The sequence below is a fragment of the Cellulophaga sp. HaHaR_3_176 genome, assembly GCF_019021925.1.
Lineage (GTDB): Bacteria > Bacteroidota > Bacteroidia > Flavobacteriales > Flavobacteriaceae > Cellulophaga.
Genome location: NZ_CP058990.1, coordinates 3039158 through 3060881, shown reverse-complemented (window position 1 = coordinate 3060881; position 21724 = coordinate 3039158). Strand labels below are relative to the sequence as shown.

Sequence of the window (21724 nt, the reverse complement as noted above, 5' to 3'; positions counted from 1 at the left end):
ACTTTAGAAGTATGAAAGAGATACAAAAAACAGCATTATTAGTAGGTGCAACAGGTTTAACAGGAGGAAAGCTTTTAGAACTTCTTTTAAAAGATGATAGATATGACAAAGTGAAACTCTTTTCAAGATCTTCAGTTGGGTTTACGCACGATAAATTAGAGGAATATCTAGTAGATTTGTTTAAGGTTGAAACCTATAAATCAGATTTTACTGGTGATGAAGTGTTTTGTTGTATTGGTACTACTAAAAAGAAAACTCCAGACAATGAAACGTATAAAAAAATAGATTATGGCATTCCAGTTAGTATGGCTAAATTGACTCATGAAAACTCAATTTCTACTTTTATTGTAATTTCTGCATTAGGTGCTAATAGTAAAAGCAATGTTTTTTATAATAAAGTAAAAGGAGAAATGGAAGATGATATATTACTTCAGAATTTGAAGCATACTTATATTTTACAGCCGTCGTTAATTGGAGGAGAGCGATCAGAAAAAAGAACTGGAGAGTGGCTGTTTAAAAAAGCCATGAAGGTTTTAGGGTTAATTATGATTGGGTCATTAAAAAAATATAGGACGATTGAACCAATTACTATAGCAAAAGCAATGGTTTGGCTTGCTAATAATAAATTTAAAGAGGTGAAAATAGAGTCAGATAAGATTAAAAATATTGTTGCTTAATATGTTAGAAATAGAACGAAAATTTTTAATTACTTCAGATGCTTATAAAGAACAGGCAGTAACTAAAAAACGAATAGTGCAAGGGTTTTTAAATACAAACCCTGAACGAACGGTTAGAGTTAGAATTAAGGGAGATCAAGGTTTTTTAACTGTAAAAGGTAAAGGAAATGAATCTGGTGTTTCTCGTTTTGAGTGGGAAAAAGAAATAACAAGAATTGAGGTTGAAGAATTATTGAAATTAGCAGAACCAGGAATTATTGATAAAGTAAGATATGAGGTAAAGGTGGGTAATCATATTTTTGAAGTCGACGAATTTTCGGGGGATAACGAAGGTTTAGTCGTTGCTGAGGTAGAACTGTCTTCAGAAAATGAAAGCTTCACTATACCAGATTGGTTAGGAGAAGAGGTTTCTGGTATTACAAAATATTACAATTCTCAGTTAAGTAAAAATCCTTTTAAGAATTGGGAATAGTAAAGTTGTTTTCTTTTAAATAATTTTCAGTAACAATACCTTTAAGGTTATTGGTGATTAAATGATTTAATAATTCTTGAATTGTATATTTTTCAAACAAATTTTCAGATGAAAAAAGTATAAACTCTAAGCGGTTTAAACATAGTTTAGATGTTAGTTGTAGGTTTACATCACTCCTAATTTGTTTAAGGTTTTGGGCTCTTTCGAGTAGATTAAGCACTTCTAAATAAATTTCATTGTTTCTAAAACTAGTATATAATTTTTCTGTTTTAGGGTAGTATTTTTTTAAACCAAATACAAAAGAAGGACTAAAGGTCTGTAAGTGAAATAATCCTATTCTATATATCAAAATGATACACAGGATAGGATTGTTTTTTTCTTTTTCAATAGCTTCTTTCAGTTCAATCTTTATTTTATCTAGCAGTAATAAAAGACTTTCATGAACGATTGTTTCTTTATTTGAAAAACATTGATAGATAGTTTTTTTTGAAATTCCCATTTCATGAGCAAGATCATCTAATGTAAATCTTTTACTTCCAAATTGCGTGAATTTAGAAATAGCGAATTCTAAAAAATGATTTTTATCTATCATGTTTGAATTATTTTTTTATTGCCATCCACCACCAAGTGCTTCATATAAATCTACAATAGAAACTAACTGTTGTAATTTACTATCGATGATATTAAGCTCTGCACTTAAGGCGCTTTGTCTGGCAGTTAATAAATCTAAATAGTTAGCATAACCATTTTTAAGTAATTCTTCAGAGTTAGCTTCTGCTGTACGTAAAGCTTCAACTTCGTTCTGTCTAAATTCGAATTTTTTAGTTTCAGCTTCGTAAGTATATAAAGCATTTGAGACTTCACTACCAGCAACCAATAAGGTCTTTTTAAAATTTAGTAAAGAACTTTCTTGATTAGCAAGAGCAACTTCCTTTTGAGTTTTTAATTTTCTTTGATTTAAAAGTGGTTGAGTTAGTCCGCCTACTATTGTTGCAAATAATGAGTTAGCATTAAATAATTTATCTAACTCTAAACTTTGTAAACCACCAGAAGCCGTTAAAGTTAATGAAGGGTAAAAACTGCTATTAGCTACATTAGTTAACTCAAAATCTTTAATTAAAGCATATTCAGCAGCCATAACATCTGGTCTGTTTCTAAGTAATGTACTCGGTACTCCTAGTTTCATTTCTTGATCAAGGCTTTGAGTATCTAAGCTACTTCTTTCAAATGTTTGAGGAGCTTTGCCTAGTAGAATACTAAGCGTATTTTCTGTTTTGAAGATTGCGGCTTCAATATCTACTTGTAAGGCTCTTGCGCTATTATACTGCGCTACGTTTTGATCTACGGCTACTTGCGTTACTTGACCAGCATCTTTCAATGCTTTAATAGTTGTTACACCACTTTCTCTTGTTGCAATAGTTTCCTTAGTTACTTCTAATTGGGCATCTAAAGCTAATAAGTTGTAGTATGTATTTGCAATGCTAGAAATTAATTGTGTTTTTACAGCTTGATGCCCTGCAACATTTTGTAAATAATCTGCTTGAGAGGCTCTTTTGTTACTTCTTATTTTTCCCCAAATATCGGCTTCCCAAGATAAGTTTGCTGTAACATCATAAGCATCTAAACCTCCAGAAAATATAGAGCCAAACTGGCTATTTTCTGAAAACTCTTGACGTGTATAATTTGTCCCAACACTTAGGGTCGGGAAATAACCTGCTTTCCCTTGTTTTGCATATGCTTGGGCGGCTATCATTTGTTGAATTGCAATACGGATATCCATATTGTTTTCAAGTCCTTCTTCTATATATTGGCTCAAATGTGGATCGGTGAACATAGTTCTCCAAGATACATCAGCCATAGAAAGACTATCTGTAGACAAATTATCAGTACGATAAAGTGCTTCAGTTTCTACTAGCTCAGGGCGCTTGTAATCTTTTGCAACAAAGCAACCTTGCAGTGTTACTAAAACTATACCTAATAGCATAGTTTTAGTAATGTTTTTACGATTTATAATAGATTTCATAGTTTTATTCTTCAATAGTTTGTACTTCTGGTTTACTAGAAATTTTTTCTTGTAACCACTGGAATAATATAAATAAGATAGGAATTACAAAGACTCCTAAAATAGTACCTATAAGCAATCCTCCAACAGCACCTGTTCCAATAGATCTATTTCCTTCAGAACCTACACCTTTTGCTAATACTAATGGCATTAAACCTAAAATAAAGGCAAACGAGGTCATTAAAATAGGTCGTAAACGTGATTTAGCTCCATCGATAGCTGCCTCAACGATACTTTCGCCAGCTTTCCGTTTTTGCAGTGCAATTTCTACAATAAGTATGGCGTTTTTAGCGAGTAATCCAATAAGCATAATTAAAGAAATTTGGAAGTAAATGTTATTTTCTAAACCAAATAGTTTAGTACTTATATAAGCTCCAAATACACCAAACGGTAAAGAAAGAATTACAGCAAATGGCAATAAATAACTTTCGTATTGCGCACTCAATAAGAAAAACACAAATAAAATACTTAAACCAAAAATGAATATAGTTTGGTTACCAGCACTTACTTCTTCTCGAGTTAAACCAGAATAAGCAATGGTGTAATTGTTTGGTAATTTAGCGACTTCCTCTTCAATAACTCTAATAGCGTCACCAGTACTAAAACCTTCGTTTGTAGCACCAGTTATTGATGTAGAGTTAAATAAGTTAAAACGTGTTACCGATTGTGGGCCATATACACGCTCCAATTTCACAAACTGTGTAATTGGCGTCATTTCACCAGAATCTGTTCGTACGTACATACTGTTTAGATCATCTACATCAGCTCTATCATCTGGTAAAGCTTGTATATATACTCTAAATTGTTTTCCGAATCGAGAGAAATCTGAAGCGTAAATACCACCAATATATCCTTGTAAAGTTGAGAATATACTGTTAATAGGCACACCTTTTTCTTTTGCTAATGGTACATTAACTTCCATTTCATATTGAGGATAGTTTGTACTGAAAGATGATTGTGCATATTTCACTTCTGGATGCGACATTAAAGCCATTGCGAAATCTTTATTCGCTTGATCTAAGTCTTTAAACTCGCCACCAAACTTATCTAATAAATTCACCTCAAAACCTGCTGAGTTACCAAAACCTCTAATACTAGGTGGTGAGAAGAAAATAATATTTGCTTCTTTTATGCCTGCAGCAACCCCGAACAACTTACCTGTAATGGATTGCACAGAAGTTGAAACATCTTCACGGTCAGCCCAGTCAGCTAGTTTTATAATTCCAAAACCATAATTACTACCTAATCCATTAAGTAAACTTCTACCTTTAATAAAGTTTACAGCTACAACGCCATCAATATCTTTTATTTTACCGTATAAATCTCTAGAAACAGCATCTGTTCTATCTAAAGACGCACCTTCTGGTAATGCAATATTTGCGAAAATAATACCTCTATCTTCATTCGGTACAAAACCTGTAGGTGTTGTGTTAGATGCCCAGAAAATTCCAGCAACAGCTAAAATTATCAATAAAGGCGATACCCATTTTCTCTTATATAAAAATTGAAGTGATTTTCCGTATCTATCTATCGTAGCATTAAAGCCACGATTAAAAAGTGTGTAAAAACGTTTTAATGGACTTTTACTTTTTAGCTCCTCATCATCTTTATGCCCTTTCAATAATAATGCACATAATGCAGGACTTAAAGTCAATGCGTTTACTGCTGAAATTAAAATAGCAATAATTAAAGTAACACCAAATTGCTCGTAAAATACACCTGTAGGACCAGTTACAAATGTTACCGGAATAAATACAGCTGCCATTACCAAAGTAATAGATATAATAGCGCCAGATATTTCATTCATAGCGGTTAGTGTCGCCTTTTTGGGATTCTTTTCACCTTCATCCAATTTGGCATGTACGGCTTCTACAACCACAATAGCATCATCCACCACAATACCAATGGCGAGAACTAACGCGAATAGTGTTAATAGGTTGATTGAATACCCAAAAACGTTTAAGAAAAAGAACGTACCAATAATAGAAACCGGCACTGCAATTGCAGGAATTAATGTAGATCTAAAATCTTGTAAGAAGATAAATACTACTAAAAACACCAATAAAAAGGCTTCTAATAATGTACTAATTACTTTTTCTATAGAGGCATTTAAAAATAAACTAGTATCATAAGGTACAAAAACATCTAAACCTTCTGGAAGGTCTTTTTTTACATCTTCCAGTGTAACTTTGATATTCTCAATAATTTCTCTTGCATTCGATCCTTTAGTTTGAAAAATACCCATAAATACAGCAGGGTTACCCATGCTGATTGCGTTAGCAGCATATGATTGAGCATCTAACTCTATAGTAGCTACATCATTCAAGCGAAGAAATTCTCCATTACCTAAAGCTTTAATAACAATATCTGCATATTGTTGCTCATTTTTAAAACGTCCGCTATATGTTAATGTGTATGAAAATGCTTCACCATTATTCTGACCTAAAGAACCTGCTGCTGCTTCTAAATTTTGTTCTGCTAAAGCAGCTGTAATATCTGAAGGTATTAAACCGTATGTTGCTAATTTTTCAGGTTTCAGCCAAATACGCATAGCATAATCTTGTTGAGAGAATAAACTAACATCTCCAACACCACTAATACGTTGCATTGCAGGCACAACATTTATTTTTAAGTAATTCTGAATAAATGTTGCATCATAGTTCTCATTTTCAGAATACATTGAAATAAACATCAATGCACTTGTTTCTTGTTTCTGTGTTATCACACCTGTTTGGATAACCTCTTGAGGTAATAAAGCACTTGCACGCGAAACACGGTTTTGTACGTTAACCGCAGCAATATCTGCATCTACTTCTTGATCAAAATAAACAGTGATTTCTGCAGTACCTGTATTAGAAGCCGTTGAGGTAATATAACTCATACCTTCAACACCATTAATTTGTTCTTCAATAGGAATGATTACACTCTCTAAAACAGTTTCGGCATTGGCTCCGGCATAAGACGCTGTCACCTTAATGGTTGGCGGCGCAATATCTGGATATTCCTCTATTGGTAAACTTGATATACTGATGACACCAAGTACTACTATGATAATAGAGATTACTGTTGAAAGAACGGGTCTTTCAATAAATGTTTTTAACATAACTAAATAAGTTTATGGTTTGTTAATTTTTAAATAAAACCTCTATCGGTTTAATGGCTTCATCAAAAGGAGTGTCTTGTGGAGTAATAGCCATACCATTCTTTAATTTTCCAACACCAGAAACAATAAGTTTATCTCCTGCTTTAAGACCAGACTCTACAACATATAAATTGCCAACAGTACCAAGTACTTTTACGATAGTAGATTTTGCTTTATTATCTTGATCTACTATAAAAGCAACAATATCTTTTTGTTGTTCAAATGTTGATGATTGAGGTATAACAATAGCATCTTTATATTCTATTGGAAACCTAATTTTACCACTGTTTCCATTAGTTAAAATTTCGTTTGGATTATCAAAAGCAGCTCTAATTTTTATAGTTCCAGTATTTTGATTGATTTGACCGGTACTTGTTTGAATACGTCCAGTTTCAGAATAAATTTTTCCGTTAGCTAAAACTAAGCTTAGGTCTGGTGAGTTTTTAATACGTTCTGCTTTAGTTGTTCCTTCAGATCTTTGTAAAAGATCAATATACTGAGCTTCGTTAAAACTAAAAAAAGCATATACTTGGCTAATTTCGCTAACTGTAGTTAATGGGTTGCTATCACTTGGGCTAATTAAAGCACCTTCTCTAAAATTTATAGAACCAACATAACCATCTACAGGACTTTTGATAGTTGCATAGCCAACACTTGCGGTGACACTACTGTAGTTTGCTTCTGCTTGAGCCAAATTAGCCTTAGCTGTTTCTAATTGTACTGGACTGATAATATTTTTCTCAACAAGTGGGATTAATTTATCTACCTCAACTTGAGCAACATTAATACGTGCTTTTGCAGCACCTGCATCTTGACTTAAAGATTGTGTTTCTAATTTAAATAATACTTGACCTTTACGTACTTTTTGCCCTTCATCTACTAATACTTTTTGAATATAGCCAGATACTTTTGCTCTCACATCACTGTTAACGATACCTTCTATATTTGCTGGATATTCTTGATAACCTGTTACGGTTTTTGATTGCATTTCAACTACAGGGAAAGAAGGAGCAGGACCTTCTGGTGCCGCAGCTTTTTGTTCTCCATTGCTTCCACAGCTTGAAACGACTAAAAGTAAGATTAGTGCTGGTAACGTTAATAATTTATTATGTCTCATTTTGTACTTAGTTTAAATATCGAATTGTTTGTTGTTTTTAACTTTAATTAATTTTAATCTTAATTCTTCAATAGAAGCAGAAGCGCCATCTATAAATTTTATATAATCGTTATGAAAATTTAAATCAAATTTCTCTTCTTCACTTTCAATAATCTCACTGTTTTGATTGTCTTTATAATCTTTTATTTCTAGATGTAATTCACGTACTTCTTTCCAATCACTTATCATTTTATCAACATGCTGAATAATTGTGTCGGCATTTATAATAAAATATTTTTTACGATCTCCAGTTTTTGTGAAGTATTCAATTTTTTTTAAATCTTGCAGGTGATTAAGGTGTGTAGAAATAGTACTTTTACTAGCACAGAGTATTGTAACCATGTCTTCGAACGTAGCTCCTTTTTTTCCAGTAAGAATTATATAGGATAGTATACGTGCTGCAACAGGTGCCAGCTGTTCTCTGTTTTCTAAATGCACACCTAGTTTTTCAACTAAAGACATTTTTTCTTTACATATATTATTTGCCATATTTTACTTTATTCTCTACTATTTATTGGATATAAAAATCCATAGACAGTAAAATTCTGTGCAAATATATTTATTAGTTCGGAACAAACCGAACTTAAAGAACTTAAATGTGTATTTTTAAGAAAACTTTAGTAATTACTCAGCCAAAATACCCTCTTTGTTCGTTAAGTCGATGGTAGTGAGAGCTTTGGGTTGTATGGTATTTTTTTTAAAAATAAATTTCTTATCGAATAATTTATTATCTGAAAAAAATGAAAGTGAAAAAACATTATCTAATGCGAATATTTCTTCTTGTAGAGGTTCAAATTTTTTAAATGATTTTGCTTCTAAAGTACCTAAGCCATGTCTGATTGTTGCTGTTTTATCAGTATCATTAAAACCGCTTGATACTATAATAGCCATTTCTATAGCCATTTCTTTATTGTTGATCAAATATGCATTCCATACTTTATTCAACATTTCATCATCCCATTCATAGATAATGGCTACATAAACATCTTTGACATCAGGTATATTAATATCTTTTTTCAAGAATAGCTTCTTTTAGAAATTTCACACTGGAATTATAATTTAAAGAGCTGATTTAAATTGCTCTAAAAAACGAACATCATTTTCACTCAACAAACGAATATCTGTAATTTGGTGTAACAACATTGCGATACGATCTATACCTACGCCAAATGCAAAACCAGAATATTCATTAGGGTCTATGCCACAGTTGGTCAATACATTAGGGTCTACCATACCACAACCACCAATTTCTAACCAGCCAGTACCTTTTGTTATTCTATAATCAGCTTCTGTTTCTAATCCCCAATACACATCTACTTCTGCACTAGGTTCAGTAAATGGAAAATAAGAAGGGCGCAATCTAATTTTAGATTTACCAAAAAGCTCAGTAGTGAAAAATTGTAATGTTTGTTTTAAGTCAGCAAATGATACATTCTTATCAATATACAAACCCTCTACTTGGTGAAAGAAACAATGAGATCTGGCAGAAATAGCCTCATTTCTGTAAACCCTACCAGGAGATATTGTTCTGATCGGTGGTTTGTTTTCTTCCATATAACGTACTTGTACAGATGATGTATGGGTGCGTAATAATATATCTGGATTCGTTTGTATAAAAAAAGTATCCTGCATGTCTCTAGCAGGGTGATATTCTGGTAAATTTAAGGCAGTAAAATTATGCCAATCGTCCTCAACCTCTGGTCCTTCAGAAACATTAAAACCAATTCGTGAAAAGATATCAATAATTCTATTTTTTACTATCGATATTGGATGTCTAGCTCCCAATTCAATAGGCTCAGATGGACGTGTTAAATCACCATAAATACCAACATCATCAGTTTTACTTTCTAAAGCATCTTTAAGTTCATTGATTTTATCTGTTGCAACAGTTTTTAATTGATTGATAGTTTGTCCGAACTCTTTTTTCTGATCGTTAGGAACGTTTTTGAATTCAGCAAAAAAATCATTTAATAATCCTTTTTTACCTAAATACTTTATTCTTAAACTCTCAACAGCTTCTAGTGAGTCTGTATTGAAATTCTCTAATTCAGCAATATGTTCTTTTATCTTATCAATCATAACAATAAACTAAGCTGGCAAATTTAAAACTTTTATGGCAGTCACCCCGAATTTATCTTTCTTTAAATGGTCTATTAATAGGTAATTTTGTGAAAGATGTATTTTTGAGCTATAATTTCTTCGTTCTTTATTCAATTTAGACTTTTCTTAAAAGTTTTAAAACATCGACAATTATTAAGGTTATGTCTGATTTTTTTTAAATCGATTAACATATCTTTTAATGTACAAAGACCAGGTAGATACATATATTACATTCTTTTTATTCTAATAATTACAGTAGATACGGTATCGGGTATTTGATTGGGAGTGCATGAAAATTGCTAGTAGAACCAAAAAATCTCCCTTAAGATTAGAAAATAAACTTTTAATAGAAATAAATTTTGATAAATTTCAGTAGCTTTAATTTTAAAGTATTCTTGAGCTAATTATTGTTAAATTAGATACTTCTACTTCTCTGGTTTTAATCTAAGTGATAAATCTCCATAATATTACCTAGAATACCTTCAAAATCAATTTTTAAATCGACTAATTCTCCTGTATGAATATCAAATACCCAGCCATGAACTTTTAAACCATGATCTCGATAGGCTTTTTGTACCGCTGCAGTTTTTATGAGATTTACACATTGCTCTTCAACATTCAATTCTACCAAACGTTCATACTTGTCCTGCTCGTTTTCAATCGCATTGAGTTCTTTTTTATGAATACGATAAACATCACGGATATTCCTAAGCCAAGGATTTAAAATACCTAAGTCTGAAGATTGCATAGCAGCTTTTACGCCACCACAGCCATAATGGCCACAGACTACAATATGGTTTACTTTTAAGTGCATAACGGCATACTCAACAACAGACATTGCGTTGAGGTCTGTGCCTATAACCATATTTGCGATATTTCTATGAACAAATACGTCACCAGGCCCTAAACCCATCAAATCTTCTGCACTTACTCGACTATCAGAACATCCTATGTAGAGTAGCTCAGGGCTTTGCCCTTTACCCATTTCATCAAAATAATTAGCGTTTTCACTAAGTTTTTCATTGACCCATTTTTTATTGTTTTCGAATACAAAATCAAGATTCATTTGGCACAGGTTTATTTGGTGTTAATATACGGTAAAATGTAAAATGACCTACCAAAATAGGCAGGTCATTTTTTAACTTAATGAGATTATTTAGACTAGTAAAAATCTACTTCACCTGTAGATATATTGTACATAGCGCCAATTATTTTAATGTCACCTTGTGTTTCCATTTCTGCTAAAATTTCACTTCTCTCTCTAACATTTTTAATAGTTTGTAACACATTTTCAGCAGATACAGCATCAACAAATTCTAAGTTTTTAGAGTTTCTTAAACTTTCGTCTTGTGGCTCTTTAACTGCGGCTACAGCAGGCTCTATTTTATTTATTAAAGCTGTTAAATTCCCCATTCTTGCATGATCACAGGCTCCTTTAATAGCGCCACAACTTGTGTGACCAAGTACAACTATAAGCTTAGTGCCTGCTAACTTGCTAGCAAACTCCATACTACCAAGTATATCTTCGTTTACAAAATTTCCAGCAATTCTAATACTAAATACATCACCAAGCCCTTGATCAAAAACTAATTCTGCAGAAACTCTAGAATCTATACAACTTAAAATTGTAGCAAAAGGAAATTGACCTTCACTTGTATCATTTACTTGTTCTAATAAATTACGATTTGCTTTTAAGTTATTTTGAAAACGCTGATTTCCTTCCTTTAGGAAATCTAATGCTTTTTGAGGAGTCATTGTTGACTGCGTTTCTCTTGTATGTGCCTTCATAATATTTTATTTAATAATTAATTTAAATCAAAAATCTGTTAATTTGTGTTTAGCAGATTAAAATTTAATTGATGTGTTATTTCTTTTAAGTTAATGATTGAAAAGTTTAGAATCAAACCTTTTTATTTTTGTTAAGCTAATAGTGCTCTTAATTCAATAGCGATATCATTTTTAATAAAAAGAGTATCACAATTTTATATGGAGTATTTGTGTAATTACTAGCTTAAACTTAAATCAGATTTTGGTCGTTCATTAAAAAACTCAATATAACTTGTGGGGTTTTCAACAGTTCCACGTTTAGAAAGTAACTTTATATCAATATTTCTTTCTTTTGCTTTTATTGAAAAATCTTCTAGAATTTCAATGATGTCATTATCTAAATAGCGTGTTTTTAGAAGGTCTAATTCTAAATAAGTATCAGAAGGTAAGCTATCTAATTCTTTCAATATAGCACCTTTATTAAAAAAGGTAACCTCTTCAGCTAAAGTCATTTTAATTCTATGTTTTCCATTACTATTATCCTCAATGTGTAAAAAATGAGAATTTTGATAACTTTTTAAAAGAATAACTACAATACCGACAGCTAAACCTAGGGCTATACCAATTAATAAATCTGTAAAAACAATACCAAAGACAGTAACAAAAAACGGGATAGATTGTTTCCAACCTAGTTTATACATTTGTTTAAATAATGATGGCTTGGCTAGTTTAAAACCAACTATAAATAAAATAGAGGCTAAAACTGATAACGGGACCATATTTAACAGAGTAGGTATTAAAATCACAGAAATTAATAATAACACTCCATGAATTATAGCAGATATCTTACTCTTTCCCCCTGATTGTATGTTTGCAGAACTACGAACTATTACTTGGGTGATAGGTAAACCTCCAATTAAACCAGAAATTATATTACCTGTTCCTTGTGCTAATAACTCGCGATTAGTTGGTGTTATATTCTTGTCTGGATCTAGTTTGTCAGTAGCTTCTACGCATAATAGAGTTTCTAAACTGGCAACTAAAGCAATTGTAAAGCCAGTTATCCATACTTGAGGATTTGTAATGGCAGAAAAATTAGGAAATGAAAACTGAGCAAAGAATGAAGCTGCATCTTCAGGGATTGGAACACTTACTAAATGTTTTGCTGAAATGCCTAAAGTATCGTTATCTTTTGTGAAGGCGAAATATAAAATACCAACTACAACAGCAACTAATGGCCCTTGTATTATCTGAAAAAACTTTCCTTTTTTTGATAAAATTTTATCCCATAAAATAAGTATAGCTAAACCTATTGCGGCAATAATAGTAGAACCTAAACTTATATTATTGATGGTTTCGAAAATCTCAGAAAAGGTGTTTTTTCCATCTACTTGAAAAAAAGCGAAGTCTCCTTCAGGGTCAGGATCGTACCCGAAAAAGTGAGGTATTTGTTTTAAGATTATAATAATTCCTATACCAGTTAGCATACCCTTAATAACAGATGATGGAAAGTAATACCCAATTACACCGGCTTTTAAAATACCAAAAACGATTTGAATTGCACCACCTAAAACAACAGCAACTAAAAAATTCTCATAACCACCTAGTGTTCCAATCGCAGTTAATACGATAGCAGCTAAACCAGCAGCAGGGCCACTTACTCCTATTTTAGAACCTGATAAAGCACCAACAACAATACCACCAATAATACCAGCAATAATACCAGCAAATAAAGGAGCTCCACTAGCTAAAGCAATTCCTAAACATAAGGGCAAGGCAACGAAAAATACAACAACACTTGCGGGCAAGTCGTTTTTTAAAGTTTTAAACATACATAGTAATTTGAGTCTTTATTAAGTTTTATAAAGACGGATTGACAATAAAAATATACTCAAGTTAAATAACAGGCATCTCGGGAGGAGGGAGTATAATTTTTGATGTATGCATTGAAAATTCAAGCGAAGTCTTGTTTATGTATGATATGTTTTTTTTATCAGATATAAACAATAAGTAAGAAAAGTCACAATCTATAATTTTTTCTTTTTCAGAATTTTTTTTACACTGATGTTGTTCTTGCTGTTCCTCTTCATTAATGTTATTTACAACTATAGATGAGTCGTAGTCAATAAGAGTTATAATTGTAGGTGCAGTTAGGGCAAATAGCCAAAATGATAATACTATAATATGTATTGTGTTTTTTGAAATTCCTAACATAGCAAATGTAAAGATAATATCAAAAATGCAAATATTGTGTTAATAAAGCATTAAAAGTCTTTTATGTCTTTAATGCTTTTTGATGTTAGCCAACCTGTTTTTCCATCTGATATTCTAATTTTCTTCCATTGATTTAATTCGTCTAACACATTTACTTTTGTGCCTTCATGTAACCTAAATATTTCTGAGCTTCTATTGTTAGGCTCAGATTTAACGATTACTTCTTTGTCAAAAACTATTGCAGGTTTGTTTGCTTCAATGGTACGATACTTTGTGTAAGCAATTACAATTGTAATAATTGAAAGTAAAAGGCAAATAAGGCTTGTAACAAATGAAATTCTTTTTTGAGTAGAATATCTTAAGAAAAAATATAAAATATAACCTACAACAAATAAAAGCATTAAGCCAATGCTTGCATAAGCCCATTGTTCAAACGTTAAAAAGGAAGTTGCGTTTTTATAAATTTTAAATAAACCTGTTTCAGGTAAAACCTCTATAGCATCTAAACTCATGTTTTGAGCATATGCTAAATTATTTTTAATATCAGTATTGTTGGGGTCTAATAACAATGCTTTTTCATAATAATATATACTAGGCGCTATCTTATTTTGCTTGTAGTAAACATTACCAAGGTTAAAATATAGCTCAGAGGAATGCTCACCATTTTCAATTATTTTTAGGTAGAAGCTTTCTGCATCATCGTATATACCTTCATTGTAAGCTTTATTTCCTTTTTCGAAAAAAGAATCGTTTTGTGCAAAACCGTAAAAGCAAAAACCTAAAACAAGTATGTATAATATTTTTTTCACCTTTTTATATTTTAACTTATAATTGTTTGTCCATTGCAGAAATTACTTCACTAGCCTTGCTGTAATCTTGCTGCATTTGTACATTAGAAAACTGACTGTAACGAGCCATTTCACAATTTTTAAGTAATGAAATGAAACCTTCAGATGTAGCTGCGTCTACTTGTTTTTGAACTAATAATTCGGCTATTTTATCTTTACTAAATTCTGATGTTTCAATTTTAAGTTTAGCCTTTAAGTAATTGTGCAACGCTTTTTCAAGCGCCACATAAAATGCTTCTTTATTGCCTAGCGTTTTTTTAGCTGCTGATAAATATTTTCTAGCAAGTTTGTTTGCTTTTTTAATTTTATTTCCAGAAACATCACTTGCAATAGCGTCTCTCTTTTTGCCAAACAAAATAGCTAATGGAATTAACAATAAAGGAAGCAGTAGCCACATAAAATAATTAAGTGATCCAAAAAAATAAGGATTATCCTTTGCCGTTAAATTCGTGTTTAATTTTATAAATTGAAATTGATCACCAGAGCTAATCACATTTTGTTTGTTTTGATTACTAGGTAGTGCAGCTGCGGTTGTATTTGACGGGCCTTCTATGACATTCACAATAATCTCATCAGAATTTATAGTGGTGTATTTTTCTGTCTTTGGGTTGAAATAGCTGAAAGAAATACTTGGTATTGGGTATTTTCCTTTAAAACTAGGTACCACAGTATAGTTGTTTTTTACACTGCCTTCCATGCCATTTAAATTTGTTCTAACTTTTTCATCAAATTCAGGCTCGTACACTTCTAAAGCACTTGGTAAATTTGGTTCAGGAAGTTGAAAAAGTTTTAAATTACCAGAACCAGATACTTGCACTGTTGCTTGTAAAGATTCAGAAGCATTTAAAGATTTTTTACTAGTAGTTACCGAAAAATCGAAACTACCAACAGCTCCACTAAAATTTGCAGGTCTACCAGTTGATGGTAGCTCTTTAACATTAATAGTTCTTTTTCCTGCTGATACTGTTTTATTCGTAGAAGCAAAAAGAGGTCTTCCGAAAAAATCTCTTCTGCTAGTAGGCACTTCAACGGAAACATCAAGTGATAAAGGTTCTATTTCTAGTTTTCCTGTTTTTTGAGGATACAAAACAACACGCTTTAAAATAACATACCTATACGGCTTACCATCATAAGTGCCATCTTGTGCACTGTATTGTTTTACAGCCATATCTTGACTCCAAAAGTTATTATACTTAGGGTTGTCTAACGGTCTGAAATTTGTAACATTTATGGAGTTACCAACATACAGTTTGTATATAACCGAAACAGCTTCGTTTAAATACGGGTTAGCTTTCGACACCTCTGCAACTAAATGTATGTTTTCATCAGCAACGGAATCTGCACTTGGTGGTGCATTTGGATCATCAACAGCTGCAGTAACAACAATATCTTTAGTGAGTGATTTATATGTTTTACCGTCAATTATTATGGTAGCTTGGCCAATAGTCATTGTACCGCGCCCAGCAGGTTGTAGTGTGTAAGAATATGTTTTTGAATATGAACGAACGCCATTCATCCAAGAGTTTCTAATAGATTGAGCAGGGCCCATTAGTACATTAAAGCCTTTAAAATCAGGAGGGTTAAAGTTATCTCCGTCTTTATTCATAGAAAACTCAACGCGAAGTCTTTCGTTTAGTCCAAGCTTATCCTTACTTACGGCCATTTCAAAAGTAACCTCATCATCTTGTGCTTTACCAATTAAAGCAAAAAATAACAAACCAATTAAAGCGATGTAGTTTTTAAACTGTAGTTGCATTACCAATCTTTTTCGTTTCTAGTTTTTACGCCTTTCACTTTTTTTGCATCCATTTTTTCTTGTACTTTTTTCTCTTCATTCTGCATTGCATCTAAGAGGTTTTGTACTTGCTGAGGAGATAGCTGACTAGGTCTTTTTTGAGGTTGCCCTTTTTGGTCCTCAGGTTTATCTCCTTTGTCTTTATTAGGCTCTTTTTTCTCCTCTTCTTTCTTGTCTCCTTCTCCTTCTTTATTTTCCTCTTCTTTTTCCTCTCCCTTATCTCCTTCGTCTCCTTTATCTTTATTCTGATCGTCTTTTTGATCTCCTTTATTCTCGTCCTTATTATCTCCTTCTTTTTTATCCTCGTTTTCGTCTTTCTTATCTTTCTCGTCTTCCTTGTTTTGGTCGTCTTTATCTTGGTTCTTTTTATCCTCTTCTTGTTGTTTTTTAAGCATTTCTTGAGCTAAGGCTAGGTTGTAACGAGTTTCTTCATCAGTAGGGTTGCTTCTAAGTGCTTGCTTATAGGCTTCGACTGCTTTTTCGTACTGCTTTTCTTTCATAAAAACATTACCCATGTTGTGGTACGCTTTATGTTTTTCTTCTTTACTTGTGGCGGCTTCACCTGCTTGTTTGTATCTAGAAAAAGCTTCACTATACGTTTCATTTTTATAGTAGGCGTTTCCTAAATTATAGGGTGCCGTTGTATTGTCAGTACTTTTTGCTATTGCTTTTCGGTAAGCAGCTTCAGCATTTACAAAATCTTCTTCTGATAAAGATTTATTACCGTCCCAAGTAAAATTATTAGACTCTTGTAATCTCTTTATTTTTTCTTTCTCTTCATCATCTTGAGCATATGAAAAACTTGCAACAAGAAGTAGGATATAAAAAACTTTATTCATCATGTTACTTTTTTTTATTTTCATTAAACAAATTAAGCTTTCTAAGCCATTTTGTTTTTCTATCTAAAACAAATAAATCTAAGAACAAGAGTAGTAAACCTGCAGCAACAAACCATTGATATTGATCTTTATATTCTGCAAATTGTTTTGCTTCAAACTCTTTTTTATCCATTTGGTTTAGCTGTTCTTTTATGTAATCAACAGCTTGATCAGTATTATCTCCGTTTATATACTCACCATTTCCATCATCAGCAATATCTTTCAAAACAGTCTCGTTAAGTTTAGTTATAACAACTTCACCATTCATGTCTTTTTTAAGACTTTCTACAATACCATTTCTTTTTAAAGGAATTGGAGCTCCTTTTGGTTTACCAACTCCGATAGTATAAATTACAATACCTTCGTCGGTGGCTTTTTCGATAGCACTTTCGGTTGTTCCTTCGGCGTGGTCTTCACCATCAGATATTATAAATAGCACTCTATTTGTTTGTTGATCATCATCAAAATACGTTGAGGCTAAATTTATAGCTTCGTTAATAGCTGTTCCTTGTGATGAAAGCATATCTGTATTCATGCTTTGTAAAAACATTTTGGCAGCACCATAATCTGTTGTAATTGGTAACTGTGGGTATGCCTGAGCGGCATAAGCAATAATACCAATACGATCACTTCCTAATTGGTTTATAATTTCAGAAATTAAACGTTTTCCTTTTTCTAGCCTATTAGGAGCAATATCTTCAGCAAGCATACTTTTAGATACATCTAATGCGAAAACAATATCAACACCTTCTCTTTTTACAGTTTCAAGTTTTGTGCCAATTTTAGGATTAACAAGGCCAACGATTAATAGTGATAGCCCTAATAAAAATAAAACGAATTTAAAAGTAGATTTAAATATAGATTTATCTGGTGTGATTCTTTTAAGAAGCACTAAATCTCCAAATTTCTTTTGAGCTTTTCTTTTCCAAAGTTGCAATAGCACAAAAAGCATCACCAATAAAGGGATGATGAATAGCAAATAAAAATATATTTTTTCTTCTAATTGAATCATTTTCTTTTTTACATCTTATAGTTTAATTTGATAGCAATCAAATTAGATAAAGCTTCTAAAAATTGTATTTCTTAAAACCCATTCTAGTACTAATAAAAATCCTGCTAGAAATAACCAAACACGAAATTTTTCTTCGTATTTGTAGTATTTAAATTCTTCAATTTCTGTTTTTTCAAGTTTGTTTATTTCGTCATAAATTTCTTCAAGACTTTCGTTGTTTGTAGCTCTGAAGTAAACTCCACCTGTAGATTTAGCGATATCTTCTAATAATTTTTCGTCCAATTCAACAGGCCTCATTCCGTATCTAAATGATCCATCACTGTTAATTTGAATTGGAGATAAAGCATTTCCATTAGTACCTAAGCCTATTGTATATGTTTTAATGCCATATTCAATTGCTAATTCAGCAGCTGTCTGTGGTTCAATAAATCCTGAATTGTTTACGCCATCCGTAAGTAAAATTATAACCTTACTTAAAGCCTTGCTTTCTTTTAATCGGTTTACAGATGTAGCTAAGCCCATACCTATTGCAGTACCATCATCTAAAGTACCGTAGGTAATTTCTTGTAACGATTTTAATACGATAGACTTGTCGCTTGTGATAGGCGTTTTAGTGTAACTTTCGCCAGCATACGCAACTAAACCAATTCGATCATTAGGACGTTCTTTGATAAAATCAGCAGCTACTTTTTTTAACGCAGATAGCCTATTTGGTTTTAAATCGCGAGCAAGCATACTTGATGATACATCGATAGCCATTACAATATCAATACCTTTTGTGGTTTTTGTTCTTGTTGATATATCTTCAGTTTGTGGCCTAGCTAACGCTGTAATTATTGCAGCCAACGCCAACAAACGTAAAACAAACAATAATGGCTTTAATTTTGGTAAGAGACTATCCGTAGAAAAACCTTTTATGGTTGATATTTTCAAAGATGCCGTCTCTTCTTTTCGCTTAAATATATACCAAAGGACAGCTAATGGAAGCAGTAGTAGCAACCAAAAAAACTGAGGATTAGCAAATTCTATATTTTCTAGCATTTATAATTGTGTTTTTACATCAATACTTCCTAAAATACGATCGACAATTTGTTCGGCATAGGTATCTTCTGATAGCCAAGTAATAACTATTTGTTGTTGAAAACCTTTACCTCCGAAAGTTAAAATGGCATATTTTCCACTTAATAATTCTTCATCTCCAGGAACTGAAAATTGTCCAGAACCATATACTTTAACTCCTTTTACACCAGATATTGTTGTGAAATCTTCAGTTTTAGTAGTTATATTTTTTGCTCCTTGGCTCTCTAAGTTCTTGATAAAGAACTCTATTGATTTGTCTAAGTCTGGTTCAACAGGTTCAGTAAATGAGGTTGCATTTATATTAATTGTAAATAAACCAATAGAACTAGTGTAGCCAAAAGATTGGAATTCTTTAATGCTTGCTTTTGCTTCAGCAGGTAATTCAATTTTTTGTCTCAGTAAAACTTTTGGCGTTTCTACAATTATTGGAGGAAAACCATAACTACTTGAAATCCATTCATCTTCTAAAAGCTCTTTTGTAGGGTGCCCGAGTACAGTATCTTTTACATGTTTAAACCCATAATGCCAAATTGTAGCACCTATAGCTATAAAAACAACAGCGGTAATTGTTACTGCGGTAATAATAATTTTATTTCTGTGCTTTTTACGCTCTAATTCTTCTAGGTATTCTTCTTGTAATAAAAGCTCTTCTTCGGTTGGTGGCGGAATAGCATCTTTTGTTTTCGTAACAATATTTTCTATCGCTTTTCTATCTTGTTCGGCAACAGATGTATCTGGTTTAGATTTTGCAAACTTTACCAAATCTGATGTTTGTAGTATTTGCTTAAACTGATTGATGGTGTCGTTATCTAGCTTTAAATTACCAGCATCTTTAAGCATTTCTAGCTTTTCGATTAACTGGTCTGTAGTACTTTCTAAAGCAGAAATATGAACATCTTCCTCTAAGTATGAACGTACAATATCGGTAAGCTCAGAATAGTATTGTTTGTATTCATCTTGAATTAAATATTTAGAATTTTCTAATTTCTTTAATTCAATCATTGCTCTATCATATGGTGGTAATAGTGCAATTTTTTCATCTTCTGTTAATTTTTTCTTTCTCCAAACAAACCAATATAGTAGTCCTGTAATTATTAAAATGCCTAAAGCAATACCTAAAATCCATTTCCAAGGTAGAATTGTATTTTTTTCAACATTAATAATATCTTTTATATCGTAAAGTTGTTGTGCAATAGTATCTACAGGAACTGTGTTTACATTTATCTGAACAGAGTCTGTTAAAAAAGGCTTTTCATTTATTATAATCCTTTGTTGTGGTAAAGTGTATGAGCCAGAATCGAATTGCGTTAGCGCGTATTTTTTTATTAAAGTAATTTTTGCACTTTCGTGAATGGTATCTGTTACAAAAGATTCTACCATTTCTAAAGGAGCAAAAGTTTGACCTTCTGGGAAAACAACAAAGTCAGTACTATCGACTACAACATTAACATTAAAACTTATTTGTTCGCCAATTTTAATGTCATTAATATCTACAGCAGATTTTACTTGAGGTTTATTTTGTGAAAACCCTAAGAAGCTTAAGAAAAATAGGTATAAAAAGGCAATTCGTTTTATAAACGAAATAGCATTTTTTAAAATAAATTTTTCAATTTTAATATTCATTATCCTCTTCGCTTAAAATAGCCTAATAGTTTTTTAACATAGCTTTCATCTACTCTACAATTTAGTACGCCACAACCTGATTTTGAAAATGTACTTTGAAAATAGTCAACTCTCTCTCTATAGAATTTTCCATAATCGTTACGTACTTTTTTAGATTGTGTATTTACTAACTGTAGTGTTCCTGTTTCAGCATCTTCCATTTGTACCATTCCTATATTTGGGATGGCTTCTTCTCGTTCATCATAAATACGAATGCCAGTTACATCGTGTTTTTTACCTGTAATTCTTAATGTTTGTAAATAATCTTCGGTAATAAAATCAGATAAAACAAAAACAATTGCTTTCTTCTTCATTACGTTAGTTAAATACTTTAAAGCCACAGCTAAGTCTGTTTTGTTACTCTTAGGTTTAAATTCTATCAGCTCTCTAATAATTCTTAAAACATGACTTTTTCCTTTTTTAGGAGGAATAAAAAGCTCTATTTGATCAGAGAAAAGAATAAGACCTACTTTATCATTATTTTGTAGTGCCGAAAACGCAAGTGTTGCTGATATTTCGGTAATAATTTCATTTTTAAATTGATTGCTAGATCCAAACAATTCAGAGCCACTTATATCTACCATTAACATCATGGTAAGTTCTCTTTCTTCTTCGAAAACTTTAATATAAGGTTCGTTGTACCTCGCGGTAACATTCCAATCAATAGCACGAACGTCGTCACCAAATTGATATTGGCGAACTTCGCTAAACGTCATACCTCTACCTTTAAAAGTAGAGTGATATTCCCCACCAAAAATATGATCGGAAAGACGACGCGTCTTTATTTCGATTTTACGAACTTTTTTTAATAACTCTTTAGTATCCATCTGTATTTAGTAAACAATATTCAGCAAAAAGT

At 31.9% G+C, this 21724-nt stretch carries 20 protein-coding genes; 2 read left to right on the top strand and 18 right to left on the bottom strand.

Features of this window, described 5'->3' with window-relative positions; translation table 11 throughout:
- The first annotated feature begins 11 nt into the window (after nucleotides 1-11).
- Together H0I23_RS13445 and H0I23_RS13440 are read left to right on the top strand one after the other, a co-directional pair.
- Nucleotides 12-677 carry an NAD(P)H-binding protein gene (locus tag H0I23_RS13445; RefSeq protein WP_216783813.1) on the top strand — a complete coding sequence of 222 codons (666 nt, stop codon included), beginning with the start codon at nucleotides 12-14 and terminating at the stop codon, nucleotides 675-677.
- A 1-nt stretch (nucleotide 678) separates the two neighbouring features.
- Complete coding sequence (locus H0I23_RS13440) at nucleotides 679-1149, top strand: CYTH domain-containing protein (protein ID WP_216783812.1); 471 nt, start codon at nucleotides 679-681, stop codon at nucleotides 1147-1149.
- Here the strand turns inward: H0I23_RS13440 and H0I23_RS13435 are convergent.
- From H0I23_RS13435 to H0I23_RS13350, 18 genes are all read right to left on the bottom strand, one after another.
- The gene (locus H0I23_RS13435) at nucleotides 1133-1741 is read right to left on the bottom strand and encodes a TetR/AcrR family transcriptional regulator (RefSeq protein WP_216783811.1); all 609 of its coding nucleotides are present in this window, start codon (nucleotides 1739-1741) and stop codon (nucleotides 1133-1135) included. The genes H0I23_RS13440 and H0I23_RS13435 overlap by 17 nt on opposite strands.
- A 15-nt stretch (nucleotides 1742-1756) precedes the next feature.
- A complete protein-coding gene (locus H0I23_RS13430) occupies nucleotides 1757-3172 on the bottom strand; it encodes an efflux transporter outer membrane subunit (protein WP_216783810.1) in 1416 nt (471 codons plus the stop codon).
- 4 nt (nucleotides 3173-3176) lie between these two features.
- A complete protein-coding gene (locus tag H0I23_RS13425; RefSeq protein ID WP_216783809.1) occupies nucleotides 3177-6314 on the bottom strand; it encodes an efflux RND transporter permease subunit in 3138 nt (1045 codons plus the stop codon).
- 22 nt (nucleotides 6315-6336) lie between these two features.
- Nucleotides 6337-7470, bottom strand: a complete 1134-nt coding sequence (locus H0I23_RS13420; protein WP_216783808.1) for an efflux RND transporter periplasmic adaptor subunit — start codon at nucleotides 7468-7470, stop codon at nucleotides 6337-6339.
- 12 nt (nucleotides 7471-7482) lie between these two features.
- On the bottom strand, nucleotides 7483-7998 hold the full coding sequence (locus H0I23_RS13415) for a GbsR/MarR family transcriptional regulator (protein ID WP_216783807.1): 516 nt from the start codon (nucleotides 7996-7998) through the stop codon (nucleotides 7483-7485).
- Between the two features lie 135 nt (nucleotides 7999-8133).
- Entirely contained in the window at nucleotides 8134-8529 is a 396-nt protein-coding gene (locus H0I23_RS13410) for a hypothetical protein (RefSeq protein ID WP_216783806.1), read from the bottom strand.
- A gap of 39 nt (nucleotides 8530-8568) precedes the next feature.
- Nucleotides 8569-9588: a phenylalanine--tRNA ligase subunit alpha gene (gene pheS, locus H0I23_RS13405; protein WP_216783805.1), complete on the bottom strand. Its 1020-nt coding sequence runs from the start codon at nucleotides 9586-9588 to the stop codon at nucleotides 8569-8571.
- Nucleotides 9589-10048: 460 nt separating this feature from the next.
- Nucleotides 10049-10675 carry a carbonic anhydrase gene (locus tag H0I23_RS13400; RefSeq protein ID WP_216783804.1) on the bottom strand — a complete coding sequence of 209 codons (627 nt, stop codon included), beginning with the start codon at nucleotides 10673-10675 and terminating at the stop codon, nucleotides 10049-10051.
- Nucleotides 10676-10770: 95 nt separating this feature from the next.
- Nucleotides 10771-11397 carry a carbonic anhydrase family protein gene (locus tag H0I23_RS13395; RefSeq protein WP_216783803.1) on the bottom strand — a complete coding sequence of 209 codons (627 nt, stop codon included), beginning with the start codon at nucleotides 11395-11397 and terminating at the stop codon, nucleotides 10771-10773.
- 218 nt (nucleotides 11398-11615) lie between these two features.
- The gene (locus H0I23_RS13390; RefSeq protein ID WP_216783802.1) at nucleotides 11616-13208 is read right to left on the bottom strand and encodes a SulP family inorganic anion transporter; all 1593 of its coding nucleotides are present in this window, start codon (nucleotides 13206-13208) and stop codon (nucleotides 11616-11618) included.
- Nucleotides 13209-13272: 64 nt separating this feature from the next.
- On the bottom strand, nucleotides 13273-13590 hold the full coding sequence (locus tag H0I23_RS13385) for a hypothetical protein (protein WP_216783801.1): 318 nt from the start codon (nucleotides 13588-13590) through the stop codon (nucleotides 13273-13275).
- 50 nt (nucleotides 13591-13640) lie between these two features.
- Nucleotides 13641-14399 (bottom strand): tetratricopeptide repeat protein, encoded by a 759-nt coding sequence (locus H0I23_RS13380; protein WP_216783800.1) that lies wholly within the window; start codon nucleotides 14397-14399, stop codon nucleotides 13641-13643.
- A 16-nt stretch (nucleotides 14400-14415) separates the two neighbouring features.
- Complete coding sequence (locus H0I23_RS13375) at nucleotides 14416-16194, bottom strand: BatD family protein (RefSeq protein ID WP_216783799.1); 1779 nt, start codon at nucleotides 16192-16194, stop codon at nucleotides 14416-14418.
- Nucleotides 16194-17072, bottom strand: a complete 879-nt coding sequence (locus tag H0I23_RS13370; RefSeq protein ID WP_216786079.1) for a tetratricopeptide repeat protein — start codon at nucleotides 17070-17072, stop codon at nucleotides 16194-16196. The genes H0I23_RS13375 and H0I23_RS13370 overlap by 1 nt, the downstream gene beginning before the upstream one ends.
- A 4-nt stretch (nucleotides 17073-17076) precedes the next feature.
- Nucleotides 17077-18123 (bottom strand): VWA domain-containing protein, encoded by a 1047-nt coding sequence (locus H0I23_RS13365; RefSeq protein ID WP_216783798.1) that lies wholly within the window; start codon nucleotides 18121-18123, stop codon nucleotides 17077-17079.
- Between the two features lie 42 nt (nucleotides 18124-18165).
- Nucleotides 18166-19164 carry a VWA domain-containing protein gene (locus H0I23_RS13360; RefSeq protein WP_216783797.1) on the bottom strand — a complete coding sequence of 333 codons (999 nt, stop codon included), beginning with the start codon at nucleotides 19162-19164 and terminating at the stop codon, nucleotides 18166-18168.
- Nucleotides 19165-20826 carry a hypothetical protein gene (locus tag H0I23_RS13355; RefSeq protein WP_216783796.1) on the bottom strand — a complete coding sequence of 554 codons (1662 nt, stop codon included), beginning with the start codon at nucleotides 20824-20826 and terminating at the stop codon, nucleotides 19165-19167.
- Nucleotides 20826-21692 (bottom strand): DUF58 domain-containing protein, encoded by an 867-nt coding sequence (locus H0I23_RS13350; RefSeq protein ID WP_216783795.1) that lies wholly within the window; start codon nucleotides 21690-21692, stop codon nucleotides 20826-20828. The genes H0I23_RS13355 and H0I23_RS13350 overlap by 1 nt, the downstream gene beginning before the upstream one ends.
- Nucleotides 21693-21724 lie beyond the last annotated feature (32 nt).

What these genes read in the sequence shown, in the direction of transcription:
- H0I23_RS13445 (WP_216783813.1), top strand. Translation starts at nt 12, where the DNA reads ATGAAAGAGATACAAAAAACAGCATTATTAGTAGGTGCAACAGGTTTA.
- H0I23_RS13440 (WP_216783812.1), top strand. Translation starts at nt 679, where the DNA reads ATGTTAGAAATAGAACGAAAATTTTTAATTACTTCAGATGCTTATAAA.
- H0I23_RS13435 (WP_216783811.1), bottom strand. Translation starts at nt 1,741, where the DNA reads ATGATAGATAAAAATCATTTTTTAGAATTCGCTATTTCTAAATTCACG.
- H0I23_RS13430 (WP_216783810.1), bottom strand. Translation starts at nt 3,172, where the DNA reads ATGAAATCTATTATAAATCGTAAAAACATTACTAAAACTATGCTATTA.
- H0I23_RS13425 (WP_216783809.1), bottom strand. Translation starts at nt 6,314, where the DNA reads ATGTTAAAAACATTTATTGAAAGACCCGTTCTTTCAACAGTAATCTCT.
- H0I23_RS13420 (WP_216783808.1), bottom strand. Translation starts at nt 7,470, where the DNA reads ATGAGACATAATAAATTATTAACGTTACCAGCACTAATCTTACTTTTA.
- H0I23_RS13415 (WP_216783807.1), bottom strand. Translation starts at nt 7,998, where the DNA reads ATGGCAAATAATATATGTAAAGAAAAAATGTCTTTAGTTGAAAAACTA.
- pheS (WP_216783805.1), bottom strand. Translation starts at nt 9,588, where the DNA reads ATGATTGATAAGATAAAAGAACATATTGCTGAATTAGAGAATTTCAAT.
- H0I23_RS13400 (WP_216783804.1), bottom strand. Translation starts at nt 10,675, where the DNA reads ATGAATCTTGATTTTGTATTCGAAAACAATAAAAAATGGGTCAATGAA.
- H0I23_RS13395 (WP_216783803.1), bottom strand. Translation starts at nt 11,397, where the DNA reads ATGAAGGCACATACAAGAGAAACGCAGTCAACAATGACTCCTCAAAAA.
- H0I23_RS13390 (WP_216783802.1), bottom strand. Translation starts at nt 13,208, where the DNA reads ATGTTTAAAACTTTAAAAAACGACTTGCCCGCAAGTGTTGTTGTATTT.
- H0I23_RS13385 (WP_216783801.1), bottom strand. Translation starts at nt 13,590, where the DNA reads ATGTTAGGAATTTCAAAAAACACAATACATATTATAGTATTATCATTT.
- H0I23_RS13375 (WP_216783799.1), bottom strand. Translation starts at nt 16,194, where the DNA reads ATGCAACTACAGTTTAAAAACTACATCGCTTTAATTGGTTTGTTATTT.
- H0I23_RS13370 (WP_216786079.1), bottom strand. Translation starts at nt 17,072, where the DNA reads ATGAATAAAGTTTTTTATATCCTACTTCTTGTTGCAAGTTTTTCATAT.
- H0I23_RS13365 (WP_216783798.1), bottom strand. Translation starts at nt 18,123, where the DNA reads ATGATTCAATTAGAAGAAAAAATATATTTTTATTTGCTATTCATCATC.
- H0I23_RS13360 (WP_216783797.1), bottom strand. Translation starts at nt 19,164, where the DNA reads ATGCTAGAAAATATAGAATTTGCTAATCCTCAGTTTTTTTGGTTGCTA.
- H0I23_RS13355 (WP_216783796.1), bottom strand. Translation starts at nt 20,826, where the DNA reads ATGAATATTAAAATTGAAAAATTTATTTTAAAAAATGCTATTTCGTTT.
- H0I23_RS13350 (WP_216783795.1), bottom strand. Translation starts at nt 21,692, where the DNA reads ATGGATACTAAAGAGTTATTAAAAAAAGTTCGTAAAATCGAAATAAAG.